Annotated in this window: 23 protein-coding genes; 19 read left to right on the top strand and 4 right to left on the bottom strand. The window is 64.0% G+C overall.

The window, feature by feature from the left end:
- The first annotated feature begins 43 nt into the window (after positions 1–43).
- The 7 genes from DNK34_RS20715 (at position 44) to DNK34_RS20685 (ending at position 7,188) form a co-directional block, all read left to right on the top strand.
- A complete protein-coding gene (locus DNK34_RS20715) occupies positions 44–649 on the top strand; it encodes a response regulator (RefSeq protein ID WP_131177121.1) in 606 nt (201 codons plus the stop codon).
- Positions 646–2,469 carry an ATP-binding response regulator gene (locus tag DNK34_RS20710; protein ID WP_131177122.1) on the top strand — a complete coding sequence of 608 codons (1,824 nt, stop codon included), beginning with the start codon at positions 646–648 and terminating at the stop codon, positions 2,467–2,469. The genes DNK34_RS20715 and DNK34_RS20710 overlap by 4 nt, the downstream gene beginning before the upstream one ends.
- A 257-nt stretch (positions 2,470–2,726) precedes the next feature.
- Entirely contained in the window at positions 2,727–3,401 is a 675-nt protein-coding gene (rpe, locus tag DNK34_RS20705; RefSeq protein ID WP_131177123.1) for a ribulose-phosphate 3-epimerase, read from the top strand.
- Positions 3,398–4,078: a phosphoglycolate phosphatase gene (locus DNK34_RS20700; protein WP_131177124.1), complete on the top strand. Its 681-nt coding sequence runs from the start codon at positions 3,398–3,400 to the stop codon at positions 4,076–4,078. Before rpe ends, DNK34_RS20700 begins: the two co-directional genes overlap by 4 nt.
- A 476-nt stretch (positions 4,079–4,554) precedes the next feature.
- Positions 4,555–6,033 carry an anthranilate synthase component I gene (trpE, locus tag DNK34_RS20695; RefSeq protein WP_131177125.1) on the top strand — a complete coding sequence of 493 codons (1,479 nt, stop codon included), beginning with the start codon at positions 4,555–4,557 and terminating at the stop codon, positions 6,031–6,033.
- A 157-nt stretch (positions 6,034–6,190) separates the two neighbouring features.
- Positions 6,191–6,655 carry a hypothetical protein gene (locus DNK34_RS20690; RefSeq protein ID WP_131177126.1) on the top strand — a complete coding sequence of 155 codons (465 nt, stop codon included), beginning with the start codon at positions 6,191–6,193 and terminating at the stop codon, positions 6,653–6,655.
- The gene (locus tag DNK34_RS20685; protein WP_131177127.1) at positions 6,652–7,188 is read left to right on the top strand and encodes an ankyrin repeat domain-containing protein; all 537 of its coding nucleotides are present in this window, start codon (positions 6,652–6,654) and stop codon (positions 7,186–7,188) included. The genes DNK34_RS20690 and DNK34_RS20685 overlap by 4 nt, the downstream gene beginning before the upstream one ends.
- Positions 7,189–7,766: 578 nt before the next feature.
- Here DNK34_RS20685 and DNK34_RS20680 read toward each other — a convergent pair.
- Both DNK34_RS20680 and DNK34_RS20675 read right to left on the bottom strand, forming a co-directional pair.
- Positions 7,767–8,078, bottom strand: coding sequence for a pyocin activator PrtN family protein (locus tag DNK34_RS20680; protein ID WP_131177128.1), 312 nt, complete (start codon positions 8,076–8,078; stop codon positions 7,767–7,769).
- Positions 8,079–8,119: 41 nt separating this feature from the next.
- A complete protein-coding gene (locus DNK34_RS20675; protein ID WP_131177129.1) occupies positions 8,120–8,770 on the bottom strand; it encodes an XRE family transcriptional regulator in 651 nt (216 codons plus the stop codon).
- A gap of 193 nt (positions 8,771–8,963) precedes the next feature.
- Between DNK34_RS20675 and DNK34_RS20670 the strand changes: the two genes are divergently transcribed.
- The 8 genes from DNK34_RS20670 (at position 8,964) to trpC (ending at position 15,299) form a co-directional block, all read left to right on the top strand.
- On the top strand, positions 8,964–9,326 hold the full coding sequence (locus DNK34_RS20670; RefSeq protein ID WP_131177130.1) for a PA0613 family protein: 363 nt from the start codon (positions 8,964–8,966) through the stop codon (positions 9,324–9,326).
- Positions 9,327–9,757: 431 nt separating this feature from the next.
- Entirely contained in the window at positions 9,758–10,117 is a 360-nt protein-coding gene (locus DNK34_RS20665; RefSeq protein ID WP_131177131.1) for a putative holin, read from the top strand.
- 110 nt (positions 10,118–10,227) lie between these two features.
- The gene (locus DNK34_RS20660) at positions 10,228–11,364 is read left to right on the top strand and encodes a glycoside hydrolase family 5 protein (protein ID WP_131177132.1); all 1,137 of its coding nucleotides are present in this window, start codon (positions 10,228–10,230) and stop codon (positions 11,362–11,364) included.
- A gap of 54 nt (positions 11,365–11,418) precedes the next feature.
- On the top strand, positions 11,419–11,958 hold the full coding sequence (locus DNK34_RS20655) for a glycoside hydrolase family 24 protein (protein ID WP_131177133.1): 540 nt from the start codon (positions 11,419–11,421) through the stop codon (positions 11,956–11,958).
- A complete protein-coding gene (locus DNK34_RS20650) occupies positions 11,955–12,494 on the top strand; it encodes a lysis system i-spanin subunit Rz (RefSeq protein ID WP_131177134.1) in 540 nt (179 codons plus the stop codon). Before DNK34_RS20655 ends, DNK34_RS20650 begins: the two co-directional genes overlap by 4 nt.
- 332 nt (positions 12,495–12,826) lie before the next feature.
- Positions 12,827–13,423, top strand: a complete 597-nt coding sequence (locus DNK34_RS20645) for an aminodeoxychorismate/anthranilate synthase component II (protein ID WP_131177135.1) — start codon at positions 12,827–12,829, stop codon at positions 13,421–13,423.
- The gene (trpD, locus tag DNK34_RS20640; RefSeq protein ID WP_131177136.1) at positions 13,420–14,466 is read left to right on the top strand and encodes an anthranilate phosphoribosyltransferase; all 1,047 of its coding nucleotides are present in this window, start codon (positions 13,420–13,422) and stop codon (positions 14,464–14,466) included. The genes DNK34_RS20645 and trpD overlap by 4 nt, the downstream gene beginning before the upstream one ends.
- Complete coding sequence (gene trpC / locus DNK34_RS20635; RefSeq protein WP_131177137.1) at positions 14,463–15,299, top strand: indole-3-glycerol phosphate synthase TrpC; 837 nt, start codon at positions 14,463–14,465, stop codon at positions 15,297–15,299. Before trpD ends, trpC begins: the two co-directional genes overlap by 4 nt.
- A 50-nt stretch (positions 15,300–15,349) precedes the next feature.
- Here the strand turns inward: trpC and nadC are convergent, their stop codons facing one another.
- Entirely contained in the window at positions 15,350–16,198 is an 849-nt protein-coding gene (nadC, locus tag DNK34_RS20630; RefSeq protein ID WP_131177138.1) for a carboxylating nicotinate-nucleotide diphosphorylase, read from the bottom strand.
- A gap of 350 nt (positions 16,199–16,548) precedes the next feature.
- On the opposite strand from nadC, the gene DNK34_RS20625 reads away from it, so the two are divergent.
- The 4 genes from DNK34_RS20625 to DNK34_RS20610 all read left to right on the top strand — a co-directional run bounded on the left by DNK34_RS20625 (position 16,549) and on the right by DNK34_RS20610 (position 22,992).
- Complete coding sequence (locus DNK34_RS20625; protein ID WP_131177139.1) at positions 16,549–18,852, top strand: DUF1631 domain-containing protein; 2,304 nt, start codon at positions 16,549–16,551, stop codon at positions 18,850–18,852.
- Positions 18,853–19,258: 406 nt separating this feature from the next.
- Positions 19,259–19,822: a 1,6-anhydro-N-acetylmuramyl-L-alanine amidase AmpD gene (gene ampD / locus DNK34_RS20620; RefSeq protein ID WP_131177140.1), complete on the top strand. Its 564-nt coding sequence runs from the start codon at positions 19,259–19,261 to the stop codon at positions 19,820–19,822.
- Positions 19,819–20,655 (top strand): regulatory signaling modulator protein AmpE, encoded by an 837-nt coding sequence (gene ampE, locus DNK34_RS20615; RefSeq protein ID WP_131177141.1) that lies wholly within the window; start codon positions 19,819–19,821, stop codon positions 20,653–20,655. Before ampD ends, ampE begins: the two co-directional genes overlap by 4 nt.
- A gap of 318 nt (positions 20,656–20,973) precedes the next feature.
- Positions 20,974–22,992, top strand: coding sequence for a methyl-accepting chemotaxis protein (locus DNK34_RS20610; protein ID WP_131177142.1), 2,019 nt, complete (start codon positions 20,974–20,976; stop codon positions 22,990–22,992).
- A gap of 140 nt (positions 22,993–23,132) precedes the next feature.
- Here the strand turns inward: DNK34_RS20610 and DNK34_RS20605 are convergent, their stop codons facing one another.
- Positions 23,133–23,921 carry a TatD family hydrolase gene (locus DNK34_RS20605; protein WP_131177143.1) on the bottom strand — a complete coding sequence of 263 codons (789 nt, stop codon included), beginning with the start codon at positions 23,919–23,921 and terminating at the stop codon, positions 23,133–23,135.
- Positions 23,922–24,056: the final 135 nt, after the last annotated feature.

Below are 24,056 nucleotides of genomic sequence, written 5' to 3'. Positions count from 1 at the left end.
GGCGGGGCTTGTGCGGCGATAGAGGAAGCGCTTTCATAGGCCGATGAAAACCACGCCCATACTGCTTATCGACGACCACGCCCTGTTTCGTTCCGGAATCGCCATGGTGCTGCAGGCCGGGCTGGAGGGCGTGGAGATTCACGAGGCCTGTTCGCTGGAACAGGCGTTGCGCCTTGCCGGCGTCGAACCGCTCCTGGTGCTGCTGGATGTGCAACTGCAGGGCGTCAGCGGTCTGGAGGGGATCGAGTCGTTGCGGCGCAAATGGCCGGCCGCCAAGGTCGTCATGGTTTCGGCATTCGACCTGTCCGAGGTGGTCAGCGAAGCCGTCGAGCGCGGTGCTCTGGCATTCATTTCCAAGACCGAGCGACCCGAGCGCATGCTGCAGCAGATTCGCCAGCTGCTGGCCGACGACGGTGCCCTGGCGGCGGCCCGCGGTATTGCCATTCCGAGCCGCCCCAGGCTTACGCCGCGCCAGTGCGAAGTGCTGGATCTGCTGTGCCAGGGCTTGTCGAACAAGATGATCGGCAGGCGCCTGAACCTGTCGGAACACACGGTACGCGGGCACGTACAGGCCATGCTGGCGGCGCTGCAGGTTTCCAGCCGCTCGGAAGCGGCGTTCGCCGCACGCCGGCTGGGGCTGATTCGTTGACCGACGACCCGCGGGTCTACGCCGAGCGGCTGCGGCTGGTGCTCGGTGGTATCGCGGACTCGCTGCTGGTGGGGGCGGTGCTGGCCACCCTGCTGGTGGTGGTGTTCTATTTCTCCAGCGGCGAGGTGCAGGTCGCCATTTCCGCCGAGTCGAGTCGTCAGGTGGATGTGCGGGGCGCCATCATCGATCCCTTGGGCCTGGGTATCTGGTACCTGGCGATCATGTTCGCGCGTGGGCTACAGGTCTGGTACGCCCGGCGTACGCTCCGGCTTGGTTTCCAGCACGCCGATATGCCTCGCATCGTGCGATTGTTGCTGTTCGGCAAGCTCTACGAAGGCGCGGTATGGGGCGTGTTCTGCTGGTTGGTGGTACAGGAAAACTCGCCCGCCGCCGCTACCGCCCTGCTACTCGCATTGATGGCGTCCATCAGCAGCAATGCCGTGTCGCTGTTGTCGCCGATCATCCGGCTCTACCTGGGCTTGATGCTGCCGCTCATGTTGCTGGCCGCAATCCGCTTCCTGACCATGGACGGGCTGCTCTATCAGGCGATTGGGGTCTGTTGCCTGCTGTACGTGGCCGGTCAGTACGGCCAGGCGCGGATCATCGGTCGTGGTCTGAACAATTCGATCAAGCTGGGTTTCGAGAACCTCGACCTGGTCGCGCGGCTGGAGACCGAGAAGGCCTTGGCCAGCGCCGCCCGCGAAGAAGCCGAGCGGGCCAACCAGGCCAAGTCGCGCTTCCTCGCGGCGGCCAGCCACGACCTGCGCCAGCCGATCCATGCCCTGGGCCTGTTCCTCGAGGCGCTCTCCTACAGCCGCTTGGACGATGTTCAGCGTCAGGGCCTCGAGAATGCCAGAGCGGCCGGCATCGCTTCGGCGGACATGTTGAACACGCTGCTGGATTTTTCCCGTATCGAGGCCGGGGTCGTGCGCCCCAAACCCATGCCGTTCGCGCTGCAGTCGCTGTTTTACAAACTGGAGCAGGAACTGGCGCCACAGGCGGATGCCAAGGCGCTGATCTATCGCTCCCGGGAAACCCGGCACGTTGTGGTTGCCGATCCGACTCTGTTGGAGATGGTGCTGCGCAACCTGATTTCCAACGCCATTCGCTATACCGAGCAGGGCGGCCTGCTGGTGGCGTGTCGCCGCCGTGGCCGGCAGGCCGTCATAGAAATCTTCGATACGGGGATCGGTATCGCGCCGGAGCAGCAGCGTGAAGTGTTCCGCGAATTCCATCAGTTGGGCAATCCGGAGCGGGATCGGCGCAAGGGACTGGGCCTGGGGCTGGCGATCGCCGAAGGCCTGGCGCGCTCCATGGGCCACCGTCTGTCCCTCGTCTCGCGCCTGGGGCGCGGCAGCGTATTCCGTGTCGAAGTGCCGCTGGCGCAGGATGCGCTGCCGGCCGGCACCCTGGAAAACCCGTCGATCCAGGCCCAGCGTAATGCCAGCCTGGGGGGCAAGCGGGTGCTGGTCGTCGACGATGACGAGTCCGTGCGCCTGGCCATGCGTCACTTGCTGAGCAACTGGGGCTGCGACTGCCGCACGGTGGAGTCCCTCGACGAGGTCTTCTCGCTCGACTGGACGCTGGCGCCGCAGGCCGTCATCTGCGATTACCGCTTGCGCGAGCGGCAGACCGGTGCCGAGGTCATCGGTATGCTGAGGGCGCATTACGGCAGCGATATCCCCGCGCTGCTGGTCACGGGCGACACCGCGCCCGAACGCTTGCGCGAGGCCGAAGCCAGCGGTATCCCGCTGCTGCACAAGCCGCTGGCCGCGGAGCAACTGCGCCAGGCGCTGCTGGAACTGCTCGACGCACACTGAAGGCAGTGCGCCTGGTCGGGCGGATCGCCGGCGGCATCATTGTTCTCGGCGCTGCGAGATGGCGTTCGAGCCGTTACAATGCGCGCCACCGTGATCCAGCACTCCGAACCTGCTTACGATCTGCTGCGCGTCGGCCAGGCGTCGTTAAAAACAGGCTCGAAATGCTCATTTACTTCAGTAAACTCCGCTTCCTCGCCTGTTTTTGCCTAGCCTGGCTCTAGCTCGCGAGATCGTAAACAGGTTCTCAGAGGTGCGCCATGCAACCCTTCGCCATCGCCCCGTCGATCCTCTCCGCCGACTTCGCCCGCCTGGGCCAGGAAGTGGATGACGTGCTCGCCGCCGGCGCCGATATCGTTCACTTCGACGTGATGGACAACCACTACGTGCCCAACCTGACCATCGGCCCGATGGTCTGCGCGGCGCTGCGCAAGTACGGCGTCACCGCGCCCATCGACGTGCACCTGATGGTCAGCCCGGTGGATCGCATCATCGGCGACTTCCTCGAAGCCGGTGCCAGCTATATCACCTTCCATCCGGAAGCCAGTCAGCACATCGACCGCTCCCTGCAGTTGATCAAGGATGGCGGCGCCAAGTGCGGCCTGGTGTTCAACCCGGCGACCTCGCTGGATGTACTGAAGTACGTGATGGACAAGGTCGACATGGTTCTGCTGATGAGCGTCAACCCCGGTTTCGGTGGCCAGAAATTCATCCCCGGCACCCTCGACAAGCTGCGTGAAGCCCGCGCCCTGATCGACGCCAGCGGCCGCGATATCCGCCTGGAAATCGATGGTGGCGTCAGCGCCAAGAATATCCGCGAGATCGCCGAAGCGGGTGCCGATACCTTCGTCGCCGGCTCGGCGATCTTCAACCAGCCGGACTACAAGGCGGTGATCGACGCCATGCGTGTCGAACTGGCCCAGGTGCGTGGATGAAAGCGCTGCGCGAGTTGTGCGCCGGTGAGCTGCCGCGCCTGGTGATGTTCGACCTGGACGGGACGCTGGTCGATTCGGTGCCGGATCTGGCTACCGCCGTCGACCGCATGCTGATCGAGCTGGGGCGTGAGCCGGCCGGCGTCGAGCAGGTTCGTGAATGGGTTGGTAACGGCGCGCGCGTGTTGGTGCGCCGCGCCTTGGCCGGTGATATCGAGCACAGCGCCGTGGATGATGCAGAAGCTGACGTTGCGCTGGCGCGCTTTCTCGATATCTACGCCGACTGTCATGACCTGACCGTGCTCTATCCCGGCGTCCACGAACTGCTGGAAGCCCTGAGCAGCGCCGCCGTCGAGCTGGCCGTGGTCACCAACAAACCGGAGCGCTTCGTCGCGCCGCTGCTGGAGCAGGTCGGCCTGGGCGGATATTTCCGCTGGATCATCGGCGGCGACACCCTGCCGCAGCAGAAGCCCGATCCGGCGGCGTTGTTGCAGGTGATGCACCTGGCCGGCGTGACGCCAGCGCAGTCACTGTTCGTCGGCGACTCACGCAACGACGTGCTGGCCGCTCGCGCCGCCGGCGTGCCCTGCGTGGCGGTGAGCTACGGCTACAACCACGGTCGGCCGGTGGCCGAGGAAGAACCGAGCCTCGTCGTCGATAACCTCGCCGAGCTTCTGTAGAACCCGTCTTGATCCTTGGCCTGCAAGAGCCCGTTCGCAACACCAGTAGGAGCGTCGACCCCGGCGCGATGCGGTAGTGGCCATGCTGCAAGAATCGCGGTATGGCCACGATTCGCCGCGGGGTCGCGGCTCCTACACAAATGCAGCAATTCTGCGTCCTTATTGCCGAGTCCCGTGCAGGTTGAAAAAGCGCAAAGGCGACAGCTTGACCGCGACAGTGGGCGTCAGCCACGCTGCCTTGCAGCTTGCAGCTTGCAGCTTGCAGCTTGCAGCTTGCAGCTTGCAGCTTGCAGCTTGCAGCTGCTACCTTGGCCGCTCGTTTTCCCCCTTCGAGATGCTCCCGTGGTGGTCACCTGCAAACTCTGGATGAAAGTCATCAAGGCCCTGGCCCGTTGGCGCTGGCGCGCCTGACATTCTGCTGCCGCGACAGGCGGCCCGTTCGCACCTGACCGATTCCCCAAGCCACGAGGCTGATCATGCTCCACGAAGAATTCCTGCGTTTGGCCGCCGAAGGCTACAACCGCATTCCGCTTGCCTGCGAAACCATCGCCGACTTCGACACCCCGCTGTCGATCTACCTGAAACTGGCCGACGCGCCCAATTCCTACCTGCTCGAGTCGGTGCAGGGCGGCGAGAAATGGGGCCGTTATTCGATCATCGGCCTGCCAGCGAGCACCGTGCTGCGCGTGCATGGCCATGAAGTGGTGGTCAGCCGCGACGGCATCGAGGTCGAGCGCCATGAATGCGCCGATCCGCTGGCGTTCGTCGAGACCTTCAAGGCCCGCTACCGCGTGCCGACCATCCCCGGTCTGCCGCGCTTCAACGGCGGCCTGGTCGGCTACTTCGCCTACGACAGCGTGCGCTACGTGGAGCCGAGGCTGGCCGCGGGCGTCAATGCCGATGCGCTGGGCACGCCGGACATCCTGCTGATGGTCTCCGACGCGGTGGTGGTGTTCGACAACCTGGCCGGCAAGATGCACGCCATCGTCCTGGTCGATCCGGCCGAGGCCGACGCCTTTGCGCGGGGCCAGGCGCAGTTGCAGGCCATCCTGCACAAGCTGCGCCAGCCGTTCACCCCGCGTCTGGGCGTGGACCTCAATCGCGCCATGGGCGAGGAGCCGAGCTTCCGCTCCAGCTTCAGCCGCGACGACTACGAGCGTTCGGTCAATGCCATCAAGGACTACATCCTTGCCGGCGACTGCATGCAGGTGGTGATCTCCCAGCGCATGTCGATTCCCTTCAAGGCCGCGCCCATCGACCTGTACCGTGCGCTGCGCTGCATCAATCCGACGCCGTACATGTACTTCTTCAACTTCGGCGATTTCCACGTCGTCGGCTCCTCGCCCGAGGTGCTGGTGCGGGTCGAGGACAACCTGGTCACCGTGCGCCCCATCGCCGGTACCCGGCCGCGGGGCGCCAGCGAAGAGGCCGACCTGGCGCTGGAGCAGGATCTGCTGTCCGACGCCAAGGAAGTCGCCGAGCACCTGATGCTCATCGACCTGGGCCGCAACGACACCGGCCGTGTCTCCGAAATCGGCTCGGTCAAGCTGACCGAGAAGATGGTCATCGAGCGTTATTCCAACGTCATGCACATCGTCTCCAACGTCACCGGCGAACTGAAGCGGGGCCTCAGCGCCATGGACGCCCTGCGCGCCATCCTGCCGGCCGGCACCCTGTCCGGCGCACCGAAGATCCGCGCCATGGAAATCATCGACGAACTGGAGCCGGTCAAGCGCGGCGTCTATGGCGGCGCGGTGGGCTACTACGCCTGGAACGGCAACATGGATACCGCCATCGCCATCCGCACCGCGGTGATCAAGGACGGCGAGCTGCACGTGCAGGCCGGTGCCGGCATCGTCGCCGACTCGGTGCCCGCCCTGGAATGGGAAGAAACCCTGAACAAGCGGCGCGCCATGTTCAAGGCCGTGGCCCTGGCCGAGCAGAGCTCGCTCTAACGCGCTCGAAGTGGAGGTGCTGAAACAAGGTGGACGGGGCTTTAGCATAGGGTCTGCTCTGTCCACTTCAAATAATTTTCAAAGTGCGAGATTCGTCCGGTGCGATGCCCTCCCTCGGCAATATGCTACGCAGGCTAAAGTAAATAGAGTGTCCATCATGGGAAGCATCATATACCTGCGCACATTTACTGCGGACGAACTGGTTCTCGACGAGAGCGAAACCCGCCAGGCGCTTAAATATTTTTTTCCTCATGACGGTGCGCTCATCAATTCGATGATCGTAACCGTTAGCACTCGCAACTTCGCGCAGGGATTACTTGTCGCTGCTATTGATGCCTCCTATACGATGGGGTATGTGGATGCCCTCGTTTCTACACTCTTTCACGGCGGGCCCAATGCAAATAAGCTAATCAAGGGTTTCGGAAAGAAGGCTGCCAAGCACTGGTTCAAGAACGCGACGGCTACTGATCTGATGGATGCCAAAATTTACAATACAGTGCGTAGTGAAATCAGCCGCCGCTTCCGCGCTGACTTGAGGGTGATGAGTGCCATGCGCGGCCGTTATGTGGTGCGAAGAGCTATTGCCTTCTGTTCCTCCACAGCAGCAGGCCTGCACTCATGATCAAGCGGATCGGTCTCGGGCTCATTACCCTGGCAGTGATTGTCTTCTTATCAGCGGCGATCCACTCAATGACAAACTATCGAGTCCAGCAACTCATTCTTTGTAGTGAGCCAGGCAATGGGTTCTTCGTGCCGGCCCCGATCTGTCGCCAGTACCTGATCACCTTTCGTATGGGGCCTGATGATATTCAGCAGTTGCAGGCCGATGGTGGGATCGCCTTTGTGCTTGAATCTGAACTGCCTCAGCGGTTCGAGCTTGCTGAGCGATTCTTGGCTCACGGTCTGGATGTGAATGCCGATATTCGCTCCGCTCTGGGCGAGCGTACCCATACCCCCTTGCACAGCGCAGCCATCCTCAATCAGCCCGAGAATTTGGGATTTCTTCTCTTGCATGGCGCTGATAGGTCGAAGCTCAACAGCGAGGGTGAGACGCCCCTCCAAGTGGCCGAGCGATTACAAAGCCAGTACCCCGGCGAGGATAGATCAGTGATCATTGGCACTTTGCGATCGGCAGTCGATGTAGCGACCCCGTGACTCTCCACCTGCCATAATGACTGCCCTGTGATGTAGCTCCGGCTCATCAACTCTCGCCGCATGCCTCATTCGTTGTTTAATCGCGTAAAGCCTGAAGCGATCCAAATTCAGCGGCTTGTATAGCCGAGGCATGCCGGCGTCCTTCTGAAACTGATAAGTTAAGCAATGGGATACTTCAGTTCTCAGGCTAAGAAGGTCGATGCCTTTTTATTATTGCAACGTCTTCTCGTAGCCGTTGGTTCTCACGCTCGAGATTTGGAATACGATACTTTTTGGGCGTCAGTGCTTATCGGCACCTGCTTGGCCAAGATTACCTGGGCCAACCAGCGGCGCACTGCTCTGTTGACCAAGCCCAGATCGTGACAGACCAGTGCAATGCTCAGATCCTAGTCTCGGATTCTATCGAGGCGGCCATGAGAATTAGATCACTACATTGGCCAGTGCTGCGCCTGCGTCGAGGCAGGCACCGGCCTGTTCGTGGATGGTCAGTTTGCCGCTCGTTGGTGCGGTGCTTGGGTTTCCATCTTCATGGGCTTCCATCTCCGCGATCACGCCGCCGCCACGCCCTGCGCACGGCTTCAGCTCGCGAGCGCTGTCGTGGGGCTGCCAGGCTGCACATGGGGCTGAGCATTGGCGGAGCCGGCACAGCTGTCGATGTAGGCGGCCAGATGGTGCAGCTCGATGAATTTGGGCGCCTTGGCGCTGCTGTCCAGGGTGGTGATCGGCAGGTTCAGGCGCCCGGATGCGATGGCCCGCATGAAGTTGTCGGGGCTCAGGTGGCGGAAATACAGCGTGCGCACCCGGTCGATGGGCACCAGCACGTCGCCGTGGGTGCGGAAAAGCAGCTCCAGCGTCTGCAGCGGCAGTGGCGGCTCAGGCTGAGTGTTCATGGGGCGCGGAACTCTTGGCTCTGGTTGATAAAGGGGCGTGATCATTCTTCGGTGAAACGCGACGACTTGAGGATGCCGCCCACCAGGTGAATCTTGCTGACCTTGTCCTGGGGGATATGGATGGGCGGATGGTTCTGGTTGACGCTGTCGAAACGGTACATGCCGTCGCGCAGGTAGATGTATTCCTTGATCATCGCCTGCCCATCCAGCGTGCGCACCATCACCTCGTCGCCAGCGTGGAAGGGCTTGTTCGGCTCGATCAGCACGTACTCCCCGTTCTTGATCCGCGGATGCATGCTGTCGCCGCTCACCCGCAAGCCGTAAGCGTTCGGATCGTCGCTGTGGATGCGCAGACAGCCGTCTCCATGGCCGACGGGAAAGTCGATCTCTTCGAAGTAGCCGTGGCTGCCCAGCTGCGCATGTCCCACCACCGGCACCGCGCCGCCGCGAGCGTGGCCCACGTCCAACGTATCCGCCGGCACGGGGAGCGCCTCACTGCCGGCGAGCTCGGCGATGCTGACGCCAAGCGCCGGGGCCAGCAGCAGCAGATCCGCCAGGCTGGGTTCGCGCAGGTCGCTCTCGTAATTGCCGATACGCGACTGCGATGACCAGCCGCAGGCCTCGGCCAGTAGCTGCTGGCTAAGGCTTCTGTGCTTGCGCAGGCGCTTGATGCGTTGCCCGAGGGTTTCCATGAAAACGCTCCGTTAATCACGATGTGAAATATTTATAGCGCAACTCGCGCCTTGAATAAAACACGATTCGTGATTATTTTTCTTTCAGCCGATCACCGGTAAGGCTCGACCCGTTCTTCAACCCGGCCCGCGCAGACAGCGCTCATGGGCCATCCAGTCGTCTGGCCGCCAACAGGGTGGCAGGAGGAGCACGATGATTTCCTATATCGATGAAGCGTTGCAGTCATGGGCCGTTGGGCGGCAGGGCGGCGAAACCGACCTTGCCTCCGGTTTGGGCGGCAATCTCATCGCCTCGCTGATGGCCTCCCGAGGGGTGCTGATCCGTGGGGCGCGCGGCAGCCGGGTTCTGCTCGACAGAACGGCGGAGATCGAATGGATCGTCAGCAAGCACCTGTCGCCCGAGCAGCGGCAGGTCGTCATCGAGCACTATTGCGCTCACGCCGATTCGCCAAGCGAGAAATGGGCGGCATGCGCTTGCAGCCGCTCGCAGTACTATCGACGCCTGGGGCAGGCACACAAGTCCATCCAGGGCCAACTCCTGAAGCGCGCCGCCTGAGCGCGCTTCGCATTTCCGTAGCCTGCCGATCCGGCAGGCAGAAACCTGCAGCGCCGTTCCGCGCGCACGCCTCCAGAGTTCTGTCGCGCCAGCGACACGCTTCCGCTCAGCGTGTCGGCCAGGCCGTGTGCGCTGGATTGGTGGGGCGATGTGTACCAAGCCCGAGCGTTTCCGTTTTTTTCCAGTGGGTTTCCGCTGATGGCCGCAGGTGCCTTGTGAGTCCGGGAATCGGGGGATATACATTCATCAACGTCGGAGAGGTGGGCGAGCAGTCAGCCGGCCTTGCGACTTTTCTTCGGCTTGCGCGTTCCTGAAGGCGCGCCGCAACAAGTCGACCTTTCTTTAGCCAAGCCCCGCCAGCGTGCGGGGCTTTGTCGTTCGAGGGGGCGGCGTAACCGTCGGGGCCATCGGCCTCGGGGAGGACAATAACAATGAACGAGTTCAGCGGCACCGTATGGCTCGGCGTGCTTGGCGCCAATCTCGCCGCGCCGCTCGCGTCCATCGACGGCGAAGCGGCCATCGGGGCGTCGCTCGGGGCACTGGTGTACTTCACCACCACCCAGAAGCTGCCGATGTGGCATCGACTGGCGTTCTTTCTGACGTCGGCGGTGATGGGCTATCTGTGTGCCCCGGCGATCACCGATTTCCAGTTCTATGGCATCCGCCCGTTCGCCTATCCGGGCCCCGCCGGCTTTGCCGGCGCCGGGCTGGTGGTCACGCTGCTGCTGACTGCCATTCGCCGGCGTGCGGGTACCCCGCACGATAAGGCGCCGAAGGGCCGGGACGAATAACCCGGTCGCATCAACCGATATCCGAAACCCGTACGCGTGGCACGCCCGTGCCGCCGTACTCACCCTGGCCCGCCACCGTGCGGGCTTTTTCATGTCTGGAGGAAACACCCATGAGCATCAAGACCTTTGACCGGATGGCCGCTGCCGGCGAGTTCCCGCTGATCGGCTTCAACGCCGCGGGGCTGGGCAACAACCCCTATGTCGACGCCATCACCACAGCCCGGCTTGACACGCACTACCGCACCATCGCGCCACGTGGGCACCAGCCCGACTACCTGGCGTCCTATGCCGGTGATCTGCAGGGCAAGCCATTCGCCGTGCGCTTGCCGTTCGCCGGTGAGCGCATCGCCATTCTCGATGGCGCTGGCGGTTTCACCTTGCGCCAGGGCTACATCGAGGAAATCCGCAAGGCCGTCCGACACGTGCACAGCTGGGGGGGCTTCTGCCTGCTCGATATGCACAACTACTGCCGCTGGTATGTCCCCGCATCCGGGCCTGTCAGTGGCCGCACCGTGCAAGCCTGGGGCGGTGGCTATGCACTCTGGACGTCGATCGGGGCGCCGGATTGCCCGGTGGACTACCCGCTGCTGGCGCGTATCTGGGCCGCCATCGCGAGCGAGTTCGAGGACGAGGCCGGCCTGTTCGGTTACGGGCTGATGAACGAGCCGCACAATACCGGGGACGAGGCCGATGGCGGGGTCGATGTCGAAGACTTGTGGAGCGCCAATGTGCAGAGCCTGATCACGGCCGTGCGCGCCGTGGATTCGCGCCATTTCATCAGCGTGGCGGGCAACGCCTTCAGTTCGGCGAAGCACTGGCTGAGCCGCTCCGACATGCTCAAGGCGCTTGCGGACCCGGCCGGGCGCCTGCTCTACGAAGCGCACCAGTACCCGGACAAGGAGGGTGACGGTGGCGGGAAATGGAGTCAGTCCGACGAGTCGGTCAACTACCGCGAGCGCGTGGCTGACTGGTACCCCTTCATCGACTGGCTCAAGGCCAACGGCAAGCAGGGCATCGCTGGCGAGTTTGGCGGCCCGGATCACGTATCGGGCATGCGCAAATACTTCACCGAGCTGCACAAGTACTTCGATGCCAATCACGTGTTGCGTTTCCAGTGGCTGGCCGGCCCCGGTGATTCCGATGATTCGCCCAATGGCATGGATCGCAACGATGGCACCCTCAAGGCCAATACCCGCTCGTTGATGGCGCGGATCGGCAACACCACCAGCGCCTACGGGCCCCGCTAGCCCGTCCACCAAAGCCCGCCCCGTGCGGGCTTTCCCATATCCGGAGACAATCCCATGGCCCGACTATCGACGACCCAGGCTGGTGGTGCCAACGTGCTCGCCTTCCTGGACATGCTCGCCTGGAGCGAGGGTACTTCCACCGTCAAGGCCAGCGATGATGGCTACAACGTCATCGTCGGCGGCAATCTGTTCGACGACTACAGCAGGCACCCGCGCGCGTGCGTCGAGCTGCCACGTTACGGCATACAGTCCACGGCCGCTGGCCGCTACCAGTTCCTGGCGCGTACCTGGGACGCCATCGTGCAGCTCTACCACTTTCATGGCCGCTTCACACCCGAGGCGCAGGACCTGGCAGCAGTCAAGTTGCTCGCCGAGTGCGGGGCTCTGCCGCATATCCAGGGCGGTCGCATCACCCGGGCCATCACTGTCGCGGCGCCGATCTGGGCCAGCCTGCCGGGTGCCGGCTACGGCCAGCGTGAGCACGACCTGGCGGCGCTGCTGGAAATCTATGCGGACGAACGCGCCGCCGAAACCGCGGACGCTGACGACCTGGTCTCGATGTACAGCGCCTGCGGCGGCGAGGTGGCGGCATGAACTGGCTGTCGAACTACCGCCTGCTGGCGAGCGTGGCGCTGCTGGTGCTGGCACTCGCTGGCGGTGCCGGCCTCGGCTGGGTCGTCCAGGGCTGGCGCCTGGAACAGCAGATCGCCCGGCGCGACGAGCTGCACGCCGCCACCCTCGCCGAGATCCAGCGCGCCGCCGCCGGCCAGGCACAGCGCGAACAGGAAAAGCGCCTGCAGCTCGAACGTCAGCTGCAGGCTTCGTCCGAAACCGAATACAGGAAGCGAACCGATGCCCAATACACTGCTGCGCGCCTGCGTGATCGCCTGGCTACTGCTGATCTGCGCCTGTCAGTCCTACTCGCCGCCGTCCCCGCCGCTGCAGGTGGGGACGGCGCAGTGCCAACCGCCACCGGCGCCGGACGCCTGGTGGATGGAGGCGTTCGAGGCGACCTTGACCCGGGAGCTGCTCAACGAATTGTCGGCATCGCCGAGCGAGGCGACCAGGCCATCATCGCCCTAGGCGCGTGCCAGGCCTATGTCCGACAGGTGTCGCAGGGGCGGGACTGACGCGGGCCATCGCGTGAGTGCCAGTGACTCCTGCCGCGCCGATCGAGCGCCACGAGGCGCTCGATATTGCGCCATGTACCGTGCCTGGGCTAATGTGCAGCAATTGCAGTGCGAGACCTCCCCCGTGATAGTCAGCAGTACCCTTTTGATGCGAGTCATCAAAGCGCATGCCCGTTGGCGCTGGCGCGCCTGATCCCCTCGTTCCGGCACAGCCGGACGCTTTACGTTGCCTCTGTTCCCGCTCCATGACCGACTCGCAGGCAGTCGGCAGGCAGACGGTCGCAGACCAGGGCTTGATAAACAAGCGCGTCAGAATCAAAGGGTTAAGCACAATGCTGCTGATGATCGACAATTACGACTCCTTTACCTACAACGTGGTGCAGTACCTCGGCGAACTGGGTGCCGAGGTCAGGGTGATCCGCAACGACGAACTCAGCGTCGCGCAGATCGAAGCCCTGGCCCCGGAACGCATCGTGGTCTCGCCGGGCCCCTGCACCCCCACCGAGGCCGGCGTTTCCCTGGCCGTGATCGAGCACTTTGCCGGCAAGCTGCCGATTCTCGGCGTATGCCTGGGGCACCAGTCCATCGGCCAGGCCTTCGGCGGCGATGTGGTGCGCGCCCGCCAGGTCATGCACGGCAAGACCAGCCCGGTATTCCATCGTGACCTGGGCGTGTTCGCCGGCCTCAACGAACCGCTGACCGTGACCCGCTACCATTCCCTGGTGGTCAAGCGCGAAACCCTGCCCGAGTGTCTGGAAATCACTGCCTGGACGCAGCTGGAGGACGGTACCGTCGACGAGATCATGGGCCTGCGGCACAAGACCCTGAATATCGAGGGCGTGCAATTCCATCCCGAATCCATCCTCACCGAACAGGGTCACGAGCTGTTCGCCAACTTCCTCAAGCAGACCGGAGGCGTGCGCCCATGAATATCAAGGAAGCCCTCGACCGCATCGTCGGCCAGCTCGACCTGTCCACCGAGGAAATGCAGGACGTGATGCGCGAAATCATGACCGGGCAATGCACCGACGCGCAGATCGGTGCCTTCCTCATGGGCCTGCGCATGAAGAGCGAAACCATCGACGAGATCGTCGGTGCGGCGAAGATCATGCGTGAGCTGGCGGCGCCGGTGCGCATCGACGCCGAGCGGCTTGTCGATACCTGCGGCACTGGTGGCGACGGCATGAACATCTTCAACGTCTCCACCGCGGCGGCCTTCGTGGTCGCCGCCGCTGGCGGCAAGGTGGCCAAGCACGGCAACCGGGCGGTCTCGGGCAAGAGCGGTAGCGCCGATCTGCTCGAGGAGGCCGGTGTCTACCTCGATCTGACGCCCGAGCAGGTCGCGCGTTGCGTGGAAGGCGTCGGTGTGGGCTTCATGTTCGCTCCCGCCCATCACGGCGCCATGAAGCACGCCATCGCCCCGCGCCGTGAACTGGGGCTGCGCACCCTCTTCAACATGCTCGGGCCGATGACCAACCCGGCCGGGGTCAGGCACCAGGTGATCGGCGTGTTCAGCCAGGCGCTGTGCCGGCCCATGGCCGAAGTGCTGCAACGGCTCGGCAGCGAGCACGTGCTGGTGGTGCATGCACAGGATGGCCTCGACGAGATCAGCCTGGCCGCGCCGACCTTCATCGCCGAGCTCAAGGACGGCGTGGTCAGCGAGTATCGCATCCAGCCGGAAGACTTCGGCATCAAGAGCCAGAGCCTGATCGGCCTGACCGTGGACAGCGCCGAGCAGTCCCTGGCACTGATCCGTGACGCCCTGGGTCGGCGCAAGACCGAGAACGGGCAGAAGGCCGCCGACATGATCGTGCTCAATGCCGGTGCCGCGCTCTATGCCGCCGACCATGCCGAGAGCCTGCGCGACGGCCTGCACCTGGCCCACGATGCCCTGCATACCGGCCTGGCGCGGGAGAAACTGGAAGAGCTGGTGTCCTTTACCGCCGTATTCAAACAGGAGAATGAAGGGTGAGCATTCCCACCGTTCTGGAAAAGATTCTTGCCCGCAAGGCTGAGGAGGTCGCTGCGCGGCGTGCCGTGGTCAGCCTGGCGGAGGTCGAGCGTGAAGCGCGTGCCGCCGATGCTCCCCGCGGGTTCGCGGCGGCATTGATCGAACAGGCGCGCAGCAAGGAGCCGGCGGTGATCGCCGAGATCAAGAAGGCGTCGCCGAGCAAGGGCGTGCTGCGCGAGAACTTCGTGCCGGCGGAAATCGCCCGGAGCTATCAGGAGGGCGGCGCCACCTGCCTGTCGATCCTCACCGATATCGACTTCTTCCAGGGCGCCGACCGCTACCTGCAGGAGGCACGCAGCGCCTGCTCGCTGCCGGTGATCCGCAAGGACTTCATGATCGACCCCTATCAGATCGTCGAGTCCCGCGCGCTGGGCGCCGACTGCGTGCTGCTGATCGTCTCGGCCCTGTCCGATGCGCAGATGGCCGAGCTGGCGGCGACGGCCAGGGCCTTCGAGCTGGACGTGTTGGTCGAGGTGCACGACGGTGACGAGCTGGAGCGGGCGCTGAACGTGCTGGATACCCCCTTGGTGGGGGTCAACAACCGTAACCTGCACACCTTCGAGGTCAACCTGGAAACCACCCTCGACCTGCTGCCGCGCATCCCCCGCGACCGCCTGGTGGTGACCGAGAGCGGCATCCTCAACCGCGCCGACGTGGAGCTGATGGAAATCAGCGAGGTCTACGCCTTTCTGGTCGGCGAAGCCTTCATGCGTGCGGACAATCCCGGCGGCGAGCTGGAGCGCCTGTTCTTTCCGGAGCGCAAGCGGCTGCTGGTCAGCCCCGACGTTGACTGACTGAAACAATCCCGGCGCCCTCAGGCGCCGGTGTTATATTCAGAGGCGATTCACAACGACAGGCGCATCGAAAGATCCACCGCCTTGACGTCCTTGGTCAGGGTGCCGATGGAAATGTAGTCCACGCCGGTTTCGGCAATCGAGCGCAGCGTGCTTTCGTCGATGCCGCCCGAGGCCTCCAGTTTGGCCTTGCCCGCCGTGATCGCCACGGCGCGGCGCATGTCCTCCAGCGACAGCTCATCGAGCATGACGATATCGGCGCCGGCGGCCAGGGCCTGCTCGAGTTCCTCCAGGCTTTCCACCTCGACCTCCACCGGCTTGCCCGGCGCGATGCGTCGGGCGGCCGTCACGGCGGCGGCGATACCGCCACAGGCGGCGATGTGGTTCTCCTTGATCAGGAAGGCGTCGAACAGCCCGATGCGGTGGTTGTGGCAGCCGCCCTGGGTCACCGCGTACTTCTGCGCCAGGCGCAGGCCGGGCAAGGTCTTGCGCGTGTCGAGCAGCTTGACGGCGGTGCCCTGCACCAGATCGGCGTAGTGCTGGCAGCGGGTGGCGACAGCGGACAGGGTCTGCAGGAAGTTCAGGGCGCTGCGTTCACCGCTGAGCAGGGCGCGGGCCGGACCCTGCAGGTGGAACAGGGCCTGGTTGGCGGATGCCCGCTGGCCATCCTGCACCTGCCAGTGCACCGAGACCCGGGGATCGAGCTGGCGGAACACCGCGTCCACCCAGGCCACGCCACAGATCACCGCCGCCTCGCGGGTGATCACCGTGGCGTGCGCCAGACGGGCCTCGGGGATCAGCTGGGCGGTGATGTCGCCACTGCCGATGTCCTCATGCAGGCTACGGCGTACATTGGCCTCGATTTCGGCACTGAGATCGTTGAGGTGAATGTTCGGCATGACGGACTCCGGTTGGCTGAAGCGGCGGATTATAAAGGCAGGCGTCTGCCGTTGCAGTGCGATTGATCCAGGCGCTACGCTGTACGTCGCGTTCATCGGCCGGAAATGAACCTGATGGGGCCAGGCGGGTCACATACGCGGGTCCGCGGTCGGCTTGCATGGCCCATGTGTGACCTGCGTCATATCTGCAGGAAATTGCTTTGGTAACCCCGATGGCATTCCTATAATGTTCGAGCATGGAAGTATTGACGCCATGTGTTTGACGTTAGGATGACGCCCCTATTTGATGTTTGCTCTGCTGACTTGCTCTGAACGGGTTGACTGACCAGCGTTGTGCGCAGGAGATCGTGATGAAAACCGATGCAAACGTGGTGCATCTGAACAAGGTGGTCTCTGCGCAACCGACCCACTCGACGGGCGGGAAACTTCCTGTGGCGCTGATTCAGGTACGTGACAAGGCTGCCACGCAGCTCAAGCAAGCCCTGCAGGCCCTGTTCGATAACGCCGACGACACCCTGTTCGACATGGCCGACCGGGCCACCAGCAACACCGAACAGAACGCCTTCTTCGAAGCCATGCGCGATCTGCGCCTCAAGCGCAAGAGTATCGAGCGCGGTTTCCTGCAGAAGGTCTTCGAGACCTTCTCGACCCTGAACCAGTACGAAATCGGCAAGGCGCCTTCGCTCGACGCGGTGTCCTTCGACAGCCTGTCGCTGGTGCAGAACGACGAACTCGAAGAGACCGTCGCCCTGGACTCCATGGTCGCCAAGGTCATGAGCCGCGACCATATGGCACTCAGCCATCTGACCACGCGCCTCAACGTCATGGTCAGCCGCAAGCTCGACGACAAATCCAATCCGCTCGGCCCGGTCTCGCTCAGTGAGTTGTTCCTCGACTCCTGCAGCGGCCTGGGGGTCGAGATCAAGGTCAAGCTGATCATCCTCAAGCTGTTCGAAAAGTATGTGCTCAGCGGCCTCGACCAGCTGTACAGCGAAGCGAACGCCGCGCTGGTCGAAGCCGGGGTATTGCCCGAGCTGAAATCCGCTCCGCTGCGGCGTACGCCGAAGCGTCAGGCGACGCCGCGCAACGATTACGACGATGCGCCCGATGAATCTGCCGGCGAGTACGCCGACGAGGGCATGCGCGAGGTATTCGGCGCGCTGCAGGAACTGCTCTCCCAGGCACGCGGTGGTGGCGCGGTGGAGCGGCGCCAGGCGCCGGCCAACGCCTTGCCGATTTCCACCAATGACCTGATGCGTCTGCTGTCGCATATGCAGCAGCGGGCGCCGATGCAGGTCGGTATGGATCTCGACCTGCGCGACCAGCTCGAACAACTGCTCGCCCGCGCCAGTGCCAAGAGTGGCAAGGCGCGGGTGGTCGGCGAGGTCGACGAAGACGTCATCAACCTGGTGTCGATGCTGTTCGAATTCATCCTCGATGACCGTACCCTGCCGGACTCGCTGAAGGCGCTGATCGCCCGTCTGCAGATTCCGATGCTGAAGGTCGCGGTACTCGACAAGACCTTCTTCAGTCGCGGCAGCCATCCGGCGCGACGCCTGCTCAATGAAATCGCTTCGGCAGCCATGGGCTGGGGCGAGCAGGACGATGCGCAGCGCGACAGCCTGTACCAGAAGATCGAACAGGTGGTGCAGCGCCTGCTCAACGACTTTACCGACGATCCGGCGATCTTCTCCGAGCTGCTGGCCGAATTCCTGGCCTTCACCGGCGATGAGCGTCGGCGCAGTGAATTGCTCGAACAGCGCACCCGCGACGCCGAAGAAGGCAGCGCGCGCGCCGAGATGGCTCGCCGCCAGGTGGAGCAGGCCCTGAACGAGCGCCTGCTGGGCAGGACGTTGCCGGAAGTGGTGGTGCGCCTGCTGCGGGAAGCCTGGAGCAAGGTGCTGATGCTGACCTGCCTCAAGCACGGCGTCGATTCCGAGCAATGGCACGCGGCCATGGCGACCATGGACGATCTGGTCTGGAGCGTGGAGCCGCACGAGGATCCCGAAGCCCGGCTACGCCTGCTCGAACTGGTTCCGGGGCTGCTCAAGGCGCTGCGCGAAGGCATGGCCAGCGCCGCCTTCGACCCGTTCTCCACCAGTGAATTCTTCGCTCAGCTGGAGGTGCTGCATGTGCAGGCCTTCCAGCGCTTCAAGCGGGCTGTGCCCGATCTGGAAAAGGCCGACCCGAACGAGTTCGACGAGGTGCAGCGCACGGCATTGTCCGAGGTCGGCATCGAGCTGCCGTTGCTCGAGTTGCCGCCGGAGGAGGAAGCAAGCGCCGCGACCATGGTCGAAGTGGTCGAGGAAATCGTCCTGTTGGCGCCCGGGCAGACGCGTTCCGAGGAAGACGAGCCGGTGCTCGCCGATGACGACGAGGCGCTGCTGCAGGTGGACGCCTTGCGGGTCGGTAGCTGGGTCGAGTTCCAGGAGGATGACGAGCACAAGCTGCGTTGCAAGCTGGCGGCGATCATCAAGCCGACCGGCAAGTTCATCTTCGTCAATCGCACCGGCATGAAAGTGCTGGAGAAAACCCGCATGGGCCTGGCCGTCGAGTTCCGCCGCAATGCCGTGCGCCTGCTGGACGACGCCTTGCTGTTCGATCGGGCGCTGGAGTCCGTGATCGGCAACCTGCGCCGCCTCAAGGGCGCCTGATCGCCGCGGCCAGCCTGGCCGCGGCGTTGTCCGTTCGCTGCATGCCCCCACCTGCGTCACCCGCCCGATCGCCGGGTCCGGCATCTCTTCCTCCTGCTGCAGCGGCTTACGGAGCAGGGCAATTGCGCTACACGCTCGAAGCGCCGACGACTGCATGGATGCAGGAGGTAGAGCGGAGCAGGAGCCCGAGCCGAAAACAGCGCTGGAAGGCTGGAGGCTTAGCGAAAAGCAGCCCGAGCAGGCAGGAAAACAGAGGTTTCTCGTTCAGCCCTCCAGCCTCCAGCGCTTTTCATCGAGTGTCTTTCACACAAGACGCCATAGCGCGATTGCCCTGGCTTACGGAGCGCCACGGCTTGCGATGCAGCGGTAACAGCCCCTAGAGTGTGCGCTCGTTCGAGGAGCCCACATGCACAAGCAGCTCGAAGGCGGCTGGTATCAGGGGATTCGCCACTGCCCTTCACCCAACTTCAATGAGCGCCCGCAGGGCGAGATATCCCTGCTGGTGATCCATAACATCAGCCTGCCGCCCGGGCAGTTCGGCACGGGGCAGGTACAGGCTTTCTTCGAGAACCGCCTGCAACCCGATGCCCATCCGTATTTCGCCGCTATCGCCGCGATGACGGTGTCGGCGCACTTTCTGATCGAGCGCGATGGCGCCATGACCCAGTTCGTCTCCTGCCTCGACCGTGCCTGGCATGCTGGCGTGTCACGGTTCGATGGGCGTGAGAACTGCAATGACTTTTCCCTGGGTATCGAACTCGAGGGCACCGATGAACTGCCATTTACCGATGCGCAATATGTCGCATTGGTTGACTTGACCCGCGTGTTGCAAAGGGCCTATCCAGCGATCACTCTGGAACGGATCTGCGGACACAGCGATATCGCCCCGGGGCGCAAGACCGATCCGGGGCCCGCGTTCGATTGGCCGCGCCTGCGTGCGGCATTGATGAAAGAAAAGGAGGCACTATGAGTTTCCTGGTGTTGCTGCTGGTGCTCTGGGTCGAGAAATTCTCGGCCTGGCGTGCGCGTATCCAGCAGGACGGCCCCTGGTTGCGCGCCCTGGCCCGGCTGGAGCGGCGCGGCACCGCGGCCGATCAGCCCTGGCTGGCGGTCGCGCTGCTGGTGGGCGTGCCGTTGTTGCTGCTGGCACTGCTGCTGGCCGTGCTCGAGCCACTGGCCTATGGCTGGCTGGCGCTGCCGGTGCATCTGCTGGTGGTGATCTACAGCCTCGGCAGAGGCGACCTGCTGGCCGCTCTGGGGCCGTTCCGGGACAGTTGGCGGCGTGGTGACAGCGAGGCCGCCTACCTGGTCGCCCGGCGTGACCTGGCGGTGGACGCCGATAGCGAGCCCGCGTTGCTGCAGAACGTGCAGAAGTACATGGTCTGGCAGGCCTATCAGAGCTTCTTCGCGGTGATCTTCTGGTATGCCCTGCTGGGACCGTTGGCGGCGCTGGCCTATCGCCTGCTGGCGTTGCTGGTCGAGCATGGCCTGTCCGACGCCTTGCGTGAGCGCGCCGGCCAGCTGCGGCATGCCTTCGACTGGTTGCCGGTGCGGGTGCTGGCGGCCAGCTTCGCCCTGGTGGGCAACTTCGTCGCGGTGAGCCGCGCCCTGCTGCATGAGCTGCTCAGCTGGGATATCTCCGCGGCGCAACTGGCCGTCGGTGTGGCGCGCGCCGCCAGTGAAACGCCACCGCCGCAACTCGGCGAATCCGGGGTCGCCAGCCTCGATGGTCTCTGGCAGTTGCTGGTTCGCGCGGCGATCTTCTGGTACGCCGCCTTCGCTCTTTGGACGCTGTTCTTCTAGCCGGCGGTTTTTCAGCGGCAGCCTGCCTGCGCCTGGCGCTGACCTGCCGCACCGAGGCGCCGTATTCGACAGCGCGCCTGTTCAACAGCCGGGCCGGGCTTCTGCGCCGGCCCGGCTTCTCCTCCCTGTCCCAATCGAGCTGGTGATGCTTGCTGGGGAACGACCTGCCTGGGCGTTCTCCGGCGGGCGCGTCTCTGCTCGCTTAACCTTTAGTTACAGAGACCCGGGTCGATAAGAGGTATACAAGGCGCCGTAGCCAGGTGTCGATCGCCACGTCGATCGACCCAGCAGACCATAATAATAAGTGGAGAGACGTCTGTGACACACCTGTTGTATCCCGCCATCGCCCTGATGAACCGGCTGAGCTTCGGCCAGAAATTCAGCCTGATCAGCGTGCTGTTCTTCCTGCCCATGCTGGTCAGCAACTTCTATCTGGTGCGTGATGCCTACCGCCAGTTCGTGGTCACCCAGTCCGCGCTGGACAGTCTCGACCTGCTGGGCTCGGCCCTGATGCTGCGGCGTGACCTGGAGCGTTACAGCGACCTGATCGAAGTCGATGCGATGATCGGCCAGACCGGCCAGGCAGGCGATCTGGAAGCGCAGATCCAGCAGTTGCAGGCGCGTCTGCAGGGCTGGCAGGCCGTGGCTCACGAGCAGGAGCAGATCGAGGCGTTCAGCGCCAAGCGGGATGCCATGCTCGTCGCCTTGCAGGCCGCGGGCGACGAATCATCCCTGCAGAACAAGCTGGCGCTGGCGGAGAAGCTGCTGGCCGACGCGCAGGTGTTCACCCGTCTGCTGCTCAATCAGGCGGGCTTGAGCCAGGATCGCCAGGCCGAGGTCAGGCAACTGGCCGGTCTGCTGACCGTGTTCACGCCGCGTGTCACCGAACTGCTCAGCGAAGGGCGCGCGGTGGGGGCCTATTCCCTTGGCCTGGGCTATCTCAATTCGTCCGCCAGCACCATCCTGGACAACCTGTTGCTGGCGGCGGAAAAGCAGCACGCCGAGTACGGCCTCGAGCTGAGCGAAGCGCTCAATGCCAGCCCCGCCGCCCGTGCCGCGCTGCTCGATGCGGGCCTGGCCAGTCAGGCTTCGCTGCAGGAGGCGGGCCATCTGCTCGAGGATCGGCTGGTGGTGGCCGATACCTTGGACATGCCCTGGCAGCAGTTCTACGACCAGATCAGCGCGCTGATGGACAAGACCTACCTGTTCAACGAGGCGCTGCTGGGCTTCCTCGAGCAGCGCTTGCAGCAGCGTCTGCAGGACAACCGGGTGCAGATGGGCTGGCTGGTCACGGCGCTGGTGCTGGTTTTCCTGCTGATCGGCTACCTGTATGGCGCTTTCTATGTGTCGACGCGGCGTACCCTGAAAGATTTCGGCGTGGTGATGGACAGGGTCGCGGCCGGCGACATGACCGCCGGCTTCAGCGCGCAGAGTCGCGATGAGCTGGGTGAGCTGGGCCAGGTATTCAACCAGACCGTGAGGAAGATCCATGACCTGATCGAGCGGGTCGGGCAGACCGTGCTCGAGGTGGAACGGCAGGCCGGACGGGTGCAGGGGGTCTCGGCCGACAGCAGCCAGGCGGTGTCCGGGCAGCGTGGGCGCATCGAGCAGGTGGCGACGGCGATGAACCAGATGGCGGCCAGCGCCCAGGAGGTCGCCCGCAACGCCGGGGCCGCGGTGCACAGTGCCCAGGGCGTCAATCAGGACAGCATCAGCGGGCGCGCACTGGTGGAGCGACAGGTCGTCAGCATTCGTCGCCTGGCCGAAGAGATCGATCAGTCGGTGCAGGTGATCAACCGCCTGGCCAGTGACAGCGCCTCGATCAGCCAGGTGCTGGAGGTGATCAAGGGCATCGCCGAGCAGACCAACCTGCTGGCGCTCAACGCGGCCATCGAAGCGGCCCGGGCCGGTGAGCAGGGGCGTGGCTTCGCCGTGGTGGCCGATGAAGTGCGCAACCTGGCCAGGCGCACCCAGCAATCCACCGAGCAGATCGAGGTGATGATCGACAGGCTGCAGGGCGGTGTCGCCGATGCGGTGAAGACCATGCACGTGAGTCATCAACTGGCTGAAGGCACGGTGGCGGAGTCGGGCAAGGTGCAGGCGTCGCTGCAAAGCATTCTTGGCGCGATCGGCGAGATCGTCGGGCAGAACCAGCAGATTGCCGTGGCCGCGCAGCAGCAGACCCAGGTGGCGCATGCCATCGATCAGAACATCGTCGAGATCAACCAGGCCGGCGAGTTCACCGCCGAAGGCGCCAGCCAGACCGAACAGGCCAGCCGTGAGCTGTCGGTTCTGGTCGCGCGGCTCAAGCAGTTGATCGGTGCGTTCCGCGTCTAGCAGGCTGTTGAAAAACTACCTGCGTTGCCGCTGCTTCGTTAAAAACAGGCTAAAAATGCTCATTTACAGCACGTAAATTCCGCTTTTTCGCCTGTTTTTGCCTCGCATCGGCTGCCTCGCCCACGTTTTTCAGCGGCCTGCTAGGCCGGGTCTTGCCAGCCGAAGACCCGGGCCGCGTTGCGGCTGCTGGCCGTCGCCAGTTGCTCGGCGGAGACGCCGAACAGCTCGGCCAGGTTGCTGCAGATATCCGGCAGATGGACGGGGCTGTTGCGCCCGTCGGGGTGCATCGAAGGCGCCATGTCCGGCGAATCGGTTTCCAGTACCACGGCATCGAGCGGCAGGCGCGTGATGACCTGGCGCAGGCGTCTGGCCCGGGGCCAGGTCGGGGCGCCGCCGAGGCCCAGCTTGAAGCCCAGTTTCAGGTATTCGCGCGCCTCCTCGTGGCTGCCGGCGAAAGCATGGATGATGCCGGCACGCCGCAGCCTGAAGCGCTTCAGGGCGGCGATGGTCGGGGCATGGGCGCGGCGCACGTGCAGCAGCACGGGCAACTCGAACGCCTCGGCCAACTGCAGTTGTGCCTCGAACAGGGCCTGCTGGCGCTGGCGGTCGAGATCGCCGAGGTAGTAATCCAGGCCGAATTCGCCCACCGCGCAGAGCTTGTCCTGCCCGTGCAGGCGGCCGAGCCAGTCGCGCAGGGCATGCAGATGCTCGGGGCGATGTCGCTCGAGGTACACCGGGTGCAGGCCGAAGGCGGCGTACAGGCCATCGTGCCGCTGTACCAGCTCCCACAGGCGTTGCCAGTTGTCCAGGTACACGCCGAGCACCACGAGCCGGTTCACACCGCGTGCGCGCGCCTGGGCGAGCACCGCGTCACGGTCTGCATCGAAGTCGGGAAAGTCCAGATGGGTGTGGGTGTCGATCAGTTGCATGGCGATCTGTCGATCCTGTGAACGTGAGCTACAGACTCGGGCATATGGCGGCGGTTTTCCAACATTCTGTGAGTCATTTATCGCTAAGGCCAGTCAGAACAGGTATGGATGGCGGTTGTGGGGATCGTCAGATGA

The sequence above is a fragment of the Phytopseudomonas dryadis genome (assembly GCF_004327355.1).
Taxonomy (GTDB): domain Bacteria; phylum Pseudomonadota; class Gammaproteobacteria; order Pseudomonadales; family Pseudomonadaceae; genus Aquipseudomonas; species Aquipseudomonas dryadis.
The sequence above is the reverse complement of the archived record's forward strand: the minus strand, read 5'-3'. Positions and strand labels throughout refer to the sequence as shown.

Excerpts from the sequence above, each read along its gene's own strand:
- DNK34_RS20715 (WP_131177121.1), top strand. The coding sequence starts at position 44 with ATGAAAACCACGCCCATACTGCTTATCGACGACCACGCCCTGTTTCGT.
- rpe (WP_131177123.1), top strand. The coding sequence starts at position 2,727 with ATGCAACCCTTCGCCATCGCCCCGTCGATCCTCTCCGCCGACTTCGCC.
- DNK34_RS20700 (WP_131177124.1), top strand. The coding sequence starts at position 3,398 with ATGAAAGCGCTGCGCGAGTTGTGCGCCGGTGAGCTGCCGCGCCTGGTG.
- trpE (WP_131177125.1), top strand. The coding sequence starts at position 4,555 with ATGCTCCACGAAGAATTCCTGCGTTTGGCCGCCGAAGGCTACAACCGC.
- DNK34_RS20690 (WP_131177126.1), top strand. The coding sequence starts at position 6,191 with ATGGGAAGCATCATATACCTGCGCACATTTACTGCGGACGAACTGGTT.
- DNK34_RS20685 (WP_131177127.1), top strand. The coding sequence starts at position 6,652 with ATGATCAAGCGGATCGGTCTCGGGCTCATTACCCTGGCAGTGATTGTC.
- DNK34_RS20680 (WP_131177128.1), bottom strand. The coding sequence starts at position 8,078 with ATGAACACTCAGCCTGAGCCGCCACTGCCGCTGCAGACGCTGGAGCTG.
- DNK34_RS20675 (WP_131177129.1), bottom strand. The coding sequence starts at position 8,770 with ATGGAAACCCTCGGGCAACGCATCAAGCGCCTGCGCAAGCACAGAAGC.
- DNK34_RS20670 (WP_131177130.1), top strand. The coding sequence starts at position 8,964 with ATGATTTCCTATATCGATGAAGCGTTGCAGTCATGGGCCGTTGGGCGG.
- DNK34_RS20665 (WP_131177131.1), top strand. The coding sequence starts at position 9,758 with ATGAACGAGTTCAGCGGCACCGTATGGCTCGGCGTGCTTGGCGCCAAT.
- DNK34_RS20660 (WP_131177132.1), top strand. The coding sequence starts at position 10,228 with ATGAGCATCAAGACCTTTGACCGGATGGCCGCTGCCGGCGAGTTCCCG.
- DNK34_RS20655 (WP_131177133.1), top strand. The coding sequence starts at position 11,419 with ATGGCCCGACTATCGACGACCCAGGCTGGTGGTGCCAACGTGCTCGCC.
- DNK34_RS20650 (WP_131177134.1), top strand. The coding sequence starts at position 11,955 with ATGAACTGGCTGTCGAACTACCGCCTGCTGGCGAGCGTGGCGCTGCTG.
- DNK34_RS20645 (WP_131177135.1), top strand. The coding sequence starts at position 12,827 with ATGCTGCTGATGATCGACAATTACGACTCCTTTACCTACAACGTGGTG.
- trpD (WP_131177136.1), top strand. The coding sequence starts at position 13,420 with ATGAATATCAAGGAAGCCCTCGACCGCATCGTCGGCCAGCTCGACCTG.
- nadC (WP_131177138.1), bottom strand. The coding sequence starts at position 16,198 with ATGCCGAACATTCACCTCAACGATCTCAGTGCCGAAATCGAGGCCAAT.
- DNK34_RS20625 (WP_131177139.1), top strand. The coding sequence starts at position 16,549 with ATGAAAACCGATGCAAACGTGGTGCATCTGAACAAGGTGGTCTCTGCG.
- ampD (WP_131177140.1), top strand. The coding sequence starts at position 19,259 with ATGCACAAGCAGCTCGAAGGCGGCTGGTATCAGGGGATTCGCCACTGC.
- ampE (WP_131177141.1), top strand. The coding sequence starts at position 19,819 with ATGAGTTTCCTGGTGTTGCTGCTGGTGCTCTGGGTCGAGAAATTCTCG.
- DNK34_RS20605 (WP_131177143.1), bottom strand. The coding sequence starts at position 23,921 with ATGCAACTGATCGACACCCACACCCATCTGGACTTTCCCGACTTCGAT.